At 63.9% G+C, this 10,325-nt stretch carries 7 protein-coding genes; 4 read left to right on the top strand and 3 right to left on the bottom strand.

From position 1 onward, the window contains the following. Positions 1-115 precede the first annotated feature (115 nt). Complete coding sequence (gene hisS, locus ABFC66_RS05490) at positions 116-1,639, bottom strand: histidine--tRNA ligase (RefSeq protein WP_346739968.1); 1,524 nt, start codon at positions 1,637-1,639, stop codon at positions 116-118. Between the two features lie 495 nt (positions 1,640-2,134). Here hisS and ABFC66_RS05485 point away from each other — a divergent pair, with 495 nt between their 5' ends. Together ABFC66_RS05485 and ABFC66_RS05480 are read left to right on the top strand one after the other, a co-directional pair. Next, positions 2,135-3,658 (top strand): histidine kinase dimerization/phospho-acceptor domain-containing protein, encoded by a 1,524-nt coding sequence (locus tag ABFC66_RS05485; protein ID WP_346739966.1) that lies wholly within the window; start codon positions 2,135-2,137, stop codon positions 3,656-3,658. A gap of 74 nt (positions 3,659-3,732) precedes the next feature. Beyond that, entirely contained in the window at positions 3,733-4,830 is a 1,098-nt protein-coding gene (locus ABFC66_RS05480) for a glycosyltransferase family 8 protein (protein WP_346739965.1), read from the top strand. On the opposite strand, the gene ABFC66_RS05475 is transcribed toward ABFC66_RS05480, so the two are convergent. Both ABFC66_RS05475 and ABFC66_RS05470 read right to left on the bottom strand, forming a co-directional pair. Next, complete coding sequence (locus ABFC66_RS05475; protein WP_346739964.1) at positions 4,827-5,501, bottom strand: TonB family protein; 675 nt, start codon at positions 5,499-5,501, stop codon at positions 4,827-4,829. The two genes, ABFC66_RS05480 and ABFC66_RS05475, sit on opposite strands and share 4 nt — an antisense overlap. Then, a complete protein-coding gene (locus tag ABFC66_RS05470) occupies positions 5,494-6,939 on the bottom strand; it encodes a short-chain fatty acyl-CoA regulator family protein (protein WP_346739963.1) in 1,446 nt (481 codons plus the stop codon). Before ABFC66_RS05470 ends, ABFC66_RS05475 begins: the two co-directional genes overlap by 8 nt. A gap of 204 nt (positions 6,940-7,143) precedes the next feature. Between ABFC66_RS05470 and aceB the strand changes: the two genes are divergently transcribed. Together aceB and aceA are read left to right on the top strand one after the other, a co-directional pair. Then, positions 7,144-8,763 carry a malate synthase A gene (aceB, locus tag ABFC66_RS05465; RefSeq protein ID WP_346739962.1) on the top strand — a complete coding sequence of 540 codons (1,620 nt, stop codon included), beginning with the start codon at positions 7,144-7,146 and terminating at the stop codon, positions 8,761-8,763. 51 nt (positions 8,764-8,814) lie between these two features. Then, a complete protein-coding gene (gene aceA / locus ABFC66_RS05460) occupies positions 8,815-10,107 on the top strand; it encodes an isocitrate lyase (protein ID WP_346739961.1) in 1,293 nt (430 codons plus the stop codon). Positions 10,108-10,325 lie beyond the last annotated feature (218 nt).

The following is a 10,325-nucleotide window of genomic DNA, read 5'->3' as shown; positions in this document are numbered from 1 at the left end:
CGCCGGATTTCTCTCAGGCGTCGATGACATGGTCTTGATCCTTCGCGCGCCGGACCCTCCGGCCGCGCCCTTTTAACATGGAATGGTAAATGTCGGGAAAGCGGAGATATGGGCCTTAACGGCCGTGATGCCCCGAATGGAGACCGTGGCGGGCCAGAATCTCGACGACGCCCTCAACGAGCTTCGACCGCTCGACCTCGATCTGGGCGGCGGCGCTCTGGCGCCATTCGGCATTGTCGGTGATCTCGCGCGAGACCTCCGAGCCGAGGATCAGGTCCTTCAGCGTGACGATGCCCTTGGCGCGCTCGTCTTCGCCCTCGATGACGGCGACGGGGGCGCCGCGCTTGTCGGCATATTTCATCTGGGCGCGCATGCCCGAACCGCCGAGATACATTTCGGCGCGGATGCCCGCATTGCGAAGCTCGCCGACCATGCCCTGATAGCCGGCCATATTGGCGGCATCGAGCGTCAGCACGACGACCGGCGGCGCGACAATGTCCTTCTCGACACGGCCCAGCGCCTCGAGCGCGGCCTGCAAGCGGCTGACACCGACCGAGAAACCGGTGGCGGGAACCTTCACGCCCTTGAAGCGCTCGATGAGCCCGTCATAGCGTCCGCCCGAACCGACGGAGCCGAAGCGCACGAGATTGCCGTCTTCGTCCTTCACGTCGAAGAGAAGCTCGGCTTCGAAGACGGGGCCGGTGTAATAGCCAAGACCGCGCACGATCCAGGAATTGAACTCGATACGATCGGGCCCATAGCCCGCCGCCGCGAAGAGCGCGTCCATCTCGGCAAGCTCGTCGATGCCTTCGCGGCCGATGGCGCTGTTGCCGACAACCTTGCGCCAGCCTTCGAGCACGAGCCCGCGATCGGCGGAACCCTCGTTGAGACCCGATTCCACATAGTCGAGCACGCGCGAAATCTGCTCGGGCGCCAATCCTGCGCCCTTCGTGAAGTCGCCGGATTCATCCTTACGGCCCGCGCCGAGCAGAAGCTCCACGCCGCGGCGGCCGAGCTTGTCGAACTTGTCGATGGAGCGCAGCACGGTCATGTGCGTGCGATCCTCCGCATCGGTGCCGAGGCCGATCTCCTCGAGGAGACCGTCGAGCACCTTGCGATTGTTGACGCGCAGCCGGTACTGCCCGCGCTGGAGGCCCAGCGCTTCAAGGCAGTCCGCGCCCATCATGCACATCTCGGCATCGGCCGCGATGGTCGGGGCGCCGACCGTGTCGGCATCGAACTGAGTGAACTGGCGGAAACGGCCCGGACCCGGCTTCTCGTTGCGCCAGACGGGACCCGTCTGGTAGCGGCGGAAGGGCTTGGGCAAGCCGTCGTAATTCTCGGCCACGTAACGGGCAAGCGGCGCCGTCAGGTCGTAGCGCAGCGCCAGCCACTGCTCGTCATCGTCCTGAAAGGAAAAGACGCCTTCGTTCGGGCGATCCTCGTCGGGCAGGAACTTGCCCAGCGCATCGGCATATTCGAGCGCCGAGGTTTCCAGCGGGTCGAAGCCATAGCGCTCATAGACCTCACGGATGCGCGCAAGCATGCGCGCCTCGGCCCGCACATTGGGGGCGGCGACGTCGCGAAGCCCCTTCGGCACGCGTGCCTTGGGGCGAAAGGTCTTTTCCTGCTTGGCCATGACCGTCGGAAACCGTCTGAAGGCGCCGAAACGGCGCGGGCGCATACCTAACCCATTGCGGGGACTGGAACAAGTTTGGCCTCAGCTTCCTGTCTCGGACATGAGCCACATGGCGCTGGCGGCGGGCCGCCACTGGCGCGCCTTAACGAAAAGTGAAGCGGAGGAATTTTGTTTACCAAACGCCGGCGGCCGCCCTTCGGGGCTGAAGCCATTGGTCCGAAAGAGTTTTTTCAGAAACAAAGCGACCGCTTATTCTTGTAGGTCGCTCACACGCCCCCACAAGATATCCGCCGCGTTTACCAAGTATTTACTTCTGCAGCCGATTCTTAACGCAACGTGAAGCGGAAGCCGCACTGATTTGCGGGCGGTATCCAAGGGCAATGCTTCACCAGTGCGGGAGTTAAGTTGCAGGGCGCGTTGGATGGGTGGACCGGTCGTTTGAAGCGCGACGAGAGTCTTCAAGTCGACCAAGGGCGGGGGCCGGAAGGAAGGCTTATGATGAGCCGTGCGACGCAATCGTGGTCGGCGGGCCCCACTATCAGAACCGGCTTTGAGGGACAGACTCCCCTGCCGCCGCTCGCGGCCCATGTGGTGAGCGGCAGCGGTGCGGTGCGTGACGCCTTCTTGCGGGCATCAGGCTGTGGAACTGCCGCCATCAGTTTCAGCGTGTCATCCCCGACGCAGGGCTTCGCGCCATTGCTCAGCCCCGGCATCGACGCCGTGATCGTCGACATCGCCGATGGAGCAAATGGCGAGATCGAACTTCTGAAACGCGTCATCGCGCTCGGGCCCGACGCGCCCGTGCTCGCCGTCGGCTGCGAAGACGCCGCCTTGCAGATGCGCGCCATGGCGGCCGGCGCGGAAGATTGCCTCAGTGCCGACATCGGCGCGGCGCAAACGGTCATGCTGGCACTTCGCCGCGCCGTGGCGCGGCGGCAGGCGCGCGACAGGCGCGAGATCGCCGAAGTTCGACCGGCCGCCGAACCGCAGATGACGGTGGTGCAGGAAGCATCGGAAGCGATGGTCATTCTCGACAGCCACGGCAATGTCCGCTTCGTGAATGCCGCCGCGGAGGAACTGATGGGGCGCAGCGCCGATGAACTGGTCGGCAAGCCTTTCGGTCTGCCCACGGAACCCGGCGAACATGAGGTGGCGGTACTGCGTCCGGATGGCGACAACCGCTTTGCGGAGATGCGCATCGTCGACTCGCGCTGGGGCGGCGTGCCCGCCCGCGTCGCCGCGCTCAACGACATCACCGTGCGGCGGAAGCTCGAACGCACGATGGAGGCCGCAGAAGCCCAGAGCCGCGAAGCGAGACAGCGCAGCCGCAGCTTCTTCTCAAACGTCAATCACGATCTCCGGACGCCGCTGACGCATATCATCGGCTTTTCCGAGATGATGAAGAACGAACAGCTCGGCCCCATCGGCGGAGAACGCTACCGCGAATATGCGCGCGACATTCATTCGAGCGGCACCATGCTGCTCGACATGATCGAGGACCTGCTCGGCATCGCCGACGCCGAAACGGAGAATGCGAGCCTTACGGACGAGATCTGCAATCTCGGCCAGTTGCTCGACATCGCCGTCGCGAGCCAGAAAATCCGTGCGGGCGAGGAAGGGCTCAAGATCGAGATCGACTGTCCGGCCAGACTGCCCGGCCTGCGCGGCGACGCGAAGCGCCTTCGCCAGGGGCTTTTCCGCCTCATCGCCGAGGCGATCTTCAGCGCACGGCGCGGCGCAACGCTGCGCCTCACAGTTTCGGAAAACGAGCATGGATTGCTGCTGACGCTGAACGAGGTCGTCGGGGAGAGTGAAGACCGGCTTCAGGCCCGCCTGCCCTATTCCGAGGATCCCTTCCTCAGCACCGAGGACAGCGGCGCGGCGCGCGCGCAGGGCCTCGCGCTCTCGCTCACACGCAAGGTGATGGAGCTCCATGGGGGCACACTCGAGGCGCATGGCGGCGGCCACCTGCCGATGGATATCACGCTGAGGTTCCCGGCGGAGCGTCTGATCCGCTGACGCGCCCTTCTCTCGCAATCGGATTGTTGCCGGTCTAGCATTGCGCCCGGAGCATTCAGCGGGGGCGGGGGACATTGCAAAATAACGTCGAAAAGGAAGCGGTCGCCGCGCGACATGCCGTGGTGCTTTGCACCGACCGCAACATGTTCATACCGGCGCTCTTTGTCGCCGATGCCGTTCGCGCTCATGCGAAGGCCGTCACGCCATTCGATATCGTGATCGTGACCGATGACGCCGCCGCCACGGAAGCCGACCGGCAATGGATGGCGGCAAAGGGCATCAGACACGAAATTATCGACTTCGAACCGTTACGAGACATCACCATCAACCCAGGGCGATTGACGACTGCAACGCTGGTCAAACTCCTCCTCCCCGAAATCTTCTCCCAGCGCTACGAACGCATTCTCTATCTCGACACCGACCTCACCATTCATGCAGATGTAACGCCCCTCTTCGGTCTCGATCTCGGCGGCCACGCAATCGCGGCGCAGCGCCGCGGCGTCGTCTTCACGACGGCAAAGGAGCAGGCCATTGGAGAGACCCATTTCGCAGAGCTGGGAATGAGCCGACCATACTGCTACTGCAATACCGGCGTGATCTGCATCGACGTCGCCGCCTGGAACAGCGCGGGGCTGACCGCACGCACTCTCGACTATGTGCGCCGCAATCCGAAGCTCTGCCTGCTGCCCGATGAGGACAGCCTGAATGCCGTGCTCGATGGGCAATTCGCGGCGCTGTCGCCGGTCTGGAACATGCTGCCTCGACGCAGACCGTATCTGCCGCTGCATGACCTGATCGAACCCGCGATCGTGCATTACGCCGGCTCCGACAAACCCTGGAAGCGTTTCGGCAAGGAAAAGCCGCTCTTTCCCGATCCTCAGGCCTACAGGCTTTATCAAGCCTTTCTGGCCACTTCGCCATGGCCGCGCTGGCTTGGGGCGCAGTGGACGATGTCCGATCTGAAGAACGCCATTTCGTCAGCCATTCGCACGACGAGACGGCGGCTCAAGGGGAAATACAGCGGTCCCAGCAACGCGGAGATGAAGGACTTCATCGAGCGCTTCGCTCGATATTGCGCCGAAGCGGAGTTTGCGGACGTTGCCCAAGGCCTCGTGCTGCGAGAGGGGAGCCGGCTTCGCCCGAACCGTGACGGGCCGCGCCAAGGGAGCTAGTCGAACTCGCCAAGATCGAAATGGATCAGGAAGTGAAACTCCGGATTCCCGCCCGCCAGATTCGCAGGCGGCGCGGGCAAGGGCTCGGAACGCGCAAGCATCGCCTCCACCTCGCGGTCGAGAATGACGGAGCCCGTACTCTGTTCGATGCGATGTGCAACGACCTGCCCCTCCGGCCCGACCCTCAACTGAAGTAATGCCGACCCTTCCAGCCGCATGCGCCGCGCCTGCACCGGATAGCGCTTATGCGCCGCGAGCCACGCCTGCAGCTTCGCCGAGTAGTCCTCCCGGGCGGCATTTGACGCGGTGAGCGCATCGCTGGTTGCCGTCGCGGCCGATGGCGGCGCGGCGGCCGCCGGCGCTGACGGCGTCGTGGCAGCCGGCGCCGCCACGGCGGGATGCGGAGCAATCGGCTTTGGGATGATCGGCTGCTGTCTTCGCACGGGCTGCGAAGTTCTGACGGGCTTCGGTTCCGCCTTCGGCTTCGACTGCAGTTCCGCAGGCTTTTCCCGCAACGAAAGATCGACCGTTACAAGCGCAGGCGCCGATTGATGCAAGTCAGGAGCCGCGCGGTGGAGAAGCGCAATCAGCAGCAAGGCATGCAGCGCCAAAACGCCTGCAGCGGCGACCACATGCTGCCGCATCCGCTGACGCTCGGCCGCCTCAACCATTGTTCACCGGCACGCCGAAGGGCGAGATGCCGCGCACATGATCCTCGACGCGCAGCCTCTGCTTCAGCGGCGGGAAGGCGCGTTGCGAACAATCGAGCCGCTCGCACAGACGGCAGTTAACGCCGATGGGCATGGCGCCGCGCTCGTCATTGAGGTCGTAGCCCTGGCTGTAGACGAGCTTGCGCGCATGGGTGATCTCGCAGCCGAGGCCCACCACATACTGGTCGCCGGGGACGCCAATGCCGGAGCCCGCGCGGCTCACCGTGCGCGCGATGGAGAAATAGCGCGTGCCATCCTCCATCTGGATGACCTGCGTGTAGATCTGCCCCGGTACGCGGAAGGCGTCATGCACATTCCAGCGCGGGCATGTGCCGCCGAAGCGCGCAAAATGGAAACCCGCCGCCGAAAAGCGCTTCGACACATTGCCCGCATTGTCGACGCGGATGAGGAAGAAGGGAATGCCCCGCGCACCGGGCCGCTGCAATGTCGTGAGGCGATGGCAGACCTGCTCGAAGCTCGTGCCGAAGCGGCGCCCGACGAGGCGCAGATCGTAGCGCGACTCCTCTGCCGTTTTCAGAAAGGCCGCATAGGGCATGAGCAGCGCCGCCGCGAAATAATTGGCAAGCGAGACCCGGCACAGCGTGCGCGCCTCATCGTCTTCGAGGCCCGCGGTTTCCACGATGTCCTCGATCGCGCGCGACTGCTCGAAATAGGCGAGCTGATAGGCAAGCTGGAACGAGCGGCCCGGCTGGTCGACAAGTTCGGAGAGGAAGATCGTCTGGCGGTGGCGATCATAGCGGCGAAGCTCGCCCGACATGAGATCGGCGGGCACGACGCGGGTCGTCACGCCATGCGCGACGCGCAGATAATTCCGCAAGCTCACATAGGGCTCGTCCGCGCCGAGCGAGGCCTTGCGGTAAAGCTCCTCCGCCGTTTCGTCCAGCGCCGGGAAGTGGTTGTTGCGGCTGTTGATGAAGTCGCGCACCTCTTCGAGCGGCGCATTGACCGCCTGGCCTCCATCGATGAGATCGCGGTCGGCCAGACGCTCGGCGAGAAGCGACGTGTTGGCGATCGCCTGCTGATAGGCGCGGTAGAGCGTGGAGAAAGCCTCCGCCGCTGCGGGGCTCGCCGAAGCGACTTCCTGCATGTCCTGCGTGGTAAGGCCGCTGTCGCGGAATAGCGGGTCGCCAAAGACCTCGCGCAGCGCGGTGAGCGCGCGGGCCTCGTCGTCCCCGGCAAGGCTCTTCAGCTCGACATCATAGACTTCGGCGAGCTTGAGCAGGATCTGGGCCGACATGGGCCGCTGATTGCGCTCGATCAGATTGAGATAGCTCGCCGAAATCCCGAGATCGGCGGCCATGCGGGCCTGGGTCAGGTTGCGCTCCCGGCGAAGCCGCCTAACGCGCGGACCTGCAAAGACTTTTTTCTCGGATGCCATGGCGCCGGACGCCCTCCGAATGGGTGGTTTCGCGGCACTATAATTTACTAACTTTACATTCTCAACGATTTCCTACACTCATCTTGTGAAGTTCTTTACTTTAACAATTTCAACGACTTAGGAATGGTTTGGACATTTCGTTGTTGAGGATGTATGACCGCGCCCCATAGGCGAAAAGCATAGCCAGCAGCGGAGAGAGAGCCCATGAGCCAGTCGGCAGTCGGCGCCAACCAGGACGGCGTCAAGATTCGCGGAAAAGTGAAGCCGGGTTACGAGCGCGTGCTCACCGCTGAGGCTGTCGCTTTCATTGCCGAGCTTGAGCGCAAATTCGGCGCCCGCCGCCGCGAGCTCCTCGCTGCCCGCGCCGAGCGCCAGAAGCGCTTCGATGCCGGCGCGCTTCCCGACTTCCTGGCCGAGACGAAATCCATCCGCGAAGGCGACTGGAAGGTCGCGCCGATTCCCGCCGACCTGCTCGACCGCCGCGTCGAGATCACGGGCCCGGTCGACAACCGCAAGATGGTCATCAACGCGCTGAACTCCGGCGCCCAGTCCTACATGACCGACTTCGAGGACGCGGCCGCGCCGAGCTGGGACAACATGATCGGCGGCCAGCTGAACCTCATCGATTACTGGGACGGCAAGATCGGCTTCACCGAAGAGTCGACGGGCAAGACCTACAAGGTCAGCGACAAGCATGCCGTGCTGAACGTCCGCCCCCGCGGCTGGCACCTCGATGAAGCCCATATCGAGATCGACGGCCTGCCCATGTCGGGCTCGCTCTTCGACTTCGGCCTCTACTTCTTCCACAACGCGAAGAAGCTGAAGGCGCACAACACAGGCCCCTATTTCTATCTGCCGAAGATGGAGAGCCACAAGGAAGCCCGCCTGTGGAACGACGTCTTCGTCCACTCGCAGAAGGCGCTTGGGCTCCCGAACGGCTCGATCAAGGTCACCGTCCTCATCGAGACGCTGCCCGCCGCCTTCGAGATGCACGAAATCCTTTACGAGCTGAAGGACCACATCGCCGGCCTCAACTGCGGCCGCTGGGACTACATCTTCAGCTACATCAAGCGCCTCGGAAAGAACCCGAACTACCTGCTGCCGGACCGTGCGCAGGTCGTCATGGGCAAGAACTTCCTCAACGCCTATTCGCTCCTCCTGGTGAAGACCTGCCACGAGCGCGGCGCCTTCGCGATGGGCGGCATGGCCGCGCAGATCCCGGTGAAGGGCGACGAGGCCGCGAACGAGGCGGCCTTCAACAAGGTGCGCGCCGACAAGGAGCGCGAGTCGACGAACGGCCATGACGGCACCTGGGTCGCCCATCCCGACCTCGTGCCGGTCGCCATGGAAATCTTCGGCAAGCTCACCGGCCCGAACCAGCTCGCCCGCCAGCGTCAGGACGTGCATGTCGGCCAGAAGGATCTGCTCGAGCCGCATCAGGGCGAGCGCACCGAGGAAGGCATGCGCGAATGCTGCCGCGTCGGCGTGCAGTACATCGAAGCCTGGCTCGGCGGCCGTGGCGCGGTGCCGCTCTACAATCTGATGGAAGACGCGGCGACGGCTGAAATCAGCCGCACGCAGATCTGGCAGTGGCTCTATCACGCCGCGAAGCTTTCGGACGGCCGCACGGTCACGCCGGAACTCTTCCAGGACGTGCTTGACGACGAAATGAAGAAACTGCGCGCCACCCTTGGCGAGACGCGCTGGACCTCCGGCCATTTCGAAGACGCGATCCGCATCTTCTCGGACATGGCCACCGCCAAGGAATGCGAAGAGTTCCTGACGCTGCCGGCCTACAAGCTGCTCGTCAGCTACGAGAACTGAGACCTATCCCCGATCCCCAATCTGCGATTGTTGACCCCCGAGGACAGACCCATGAGCAAGAAGACCTTCTACGACCTCATCCCGAGCGCGCCCAAGGGCCGTTTCGACAATGTGAAGCGCAACTACACCGTCGAAGACGTTGAGAAGCTGCGCGGCTCCTTCCCGATCGAGTACACGCTCGCCACGCGCGGCGCGAACAAGCTCTGGGAAATGCTGAACTCCGGCGACTACGTGCATTCGCTGGGCGCCCTCTCGGGCAACCAGGCCATGCAGATGGCGCGCGCGGGCCTCAAGGCGATCTATCTCTCGGGCTGGCAGGTTGCCGCCGACGCGAACACCGCCGGCGCGATGTATCCCGACCAGTCGCTCTATCCCGCGAATGCCGGTCCGGAACTCGCCAAGAGGATCAACCGCGCCCTGAAGCGCGCCGACGAGATCGAGCACTCGGAAGGCGGCGCGAAGCGCGACTGGTTCCTCCCCATCGTCGCCGACGCGGAAGCCGGTTTCGGCGGCCCGCTGAACTGCTTCGAAATCATGAAGGCCTATATCGAAGCCGGCGCTTCGGGCGTTCACTACGAAGACCAGCTCGCCTCGGAAAAGAAGTGCGGCCATCTCGGCGGCAAGGTTCTGATCCCGACCCGCGCGCATGAGCGCAACCTCAACGCCGCGCGCCTCGGCGCCGACGTCATGGGCACGCCGACCCTCATCATGGCGCGCACCGACGCCGAGTCCGCGAACCTGATCACGTCGGACATCGACGAGCGCGATCACGAGTTCATCGACTTCGACAAGGGCCGCACCGTCGAAGGCTTCTACCGCCTGAAGCCGGGCACGGGCGTCGATCATTGCATCAAGCGCGGCCTCGCCTTCGCGCCCTATGCCGACCTGCTGTGGTGGGAGACCTCGGTCCCGAACCTCGCCGACGCGAAGCGTTTCGCCGAAGCCGTCCGCAAGGAATACCCGGACCAGCTGCTGGCCTACAACTGCTCGCCCTCCTTCAACTGGGAAGCGAAGCTCGACAAGGAAACCATCGCGAAGTTCCAGCGCGAAATCGCGGCGATGGGCTACAAGTACCAGTTCGTGACGCTGGCCGGTTTCCACCAGCTCAACCACGGCATGTTCGAGCTGGCCTCGGGCTACCGCGATCGCGGCATGGCGGCTTACTCGGAGCTGCAGCAGGCCGAGTTCGCCTCGGAAGCCAAGGGCTACACGGCGACGCGCCATCAGCGCGAAGTCGGCACCGGCTACTTCGACCTCGTCTCGCTGGCGGCCGCCGGCGGCGAAAGCTCGACGACCGCTCTCGGCGACTCGACCGAAGCCGCGCAGTTCAAGTCGGGCCACTAATAAACGGCACGCCTAAAACGATCAGGCCGCGGAGAGCAATCTCCGCGGCCTTTTTGTATGGGGTTGTGCAATCGTAATTGTCGCTGATGAGCGCAATGAAGCCAGCACCCCTCGCCACAACGCACCGTGAACTAACAACTTGGCGCAGCGGTGCAGCATCAAGTACCAATATTCTGCCTACACGTGCGCGGTCGTTATTTTTGCATTTTCGGGGGAAC

Source organism: Parvibaculum sp. (assembly GCF_039680535.1).
GTDB lineage: Bacteria > Pseudomonadota > Alphaproteobacteria > Parvibaculales > Parvibaculaceae > Parvibaculum.
Note: the sequence above shows the minus strand (reverse complement) of the source record. Positions and strands in the feature narration are given on the sequence as shown.

Coding starts and splice junctions, on each gene's coding strand:
- hisS (WP_346739968.1), bottom strand. CDS start 1,639: ATGGCCAAGCAGGAAAAGACCTTTCGCCCCAAGGCACGCGTGCCGAAG.
- ABFC66_RS05485 (WP_346739966.1), top strand. CDS start 2,135: ATGATGAGCCGTGCGACGCAATCGTGGTCGGCGGGCCCCACTATCAGA.
- ABFC66_RS05475 (WP_346739964.1), bottom strand. CDS start 5,501: ATGGTTGAGGCGGCCGAGCGTCAGCGGATGCGGCAGCATGTGGTCGCC.
- ABFC66_RS05470 (WP_346739963.1), bottom strand. CDS start 6,939: ATGGCATCCGAGAAAAAAGTCTTTGCAGGTCCGCGCGTTAGGCGGCTT.
- aceB (WP_346739962.1), top strand. CDS start 7,144: ATGAGCCAGTCGGCAGTCGGCGCCAACCAGGACGGCGTCAAGATTCGC.
- aceA (WP_346739961.1), top strand. CDS start 8,815: ATGAGCAAGAAGACCTTCTACGACCTCATCCCGAGCGCGCCCAAGGGC.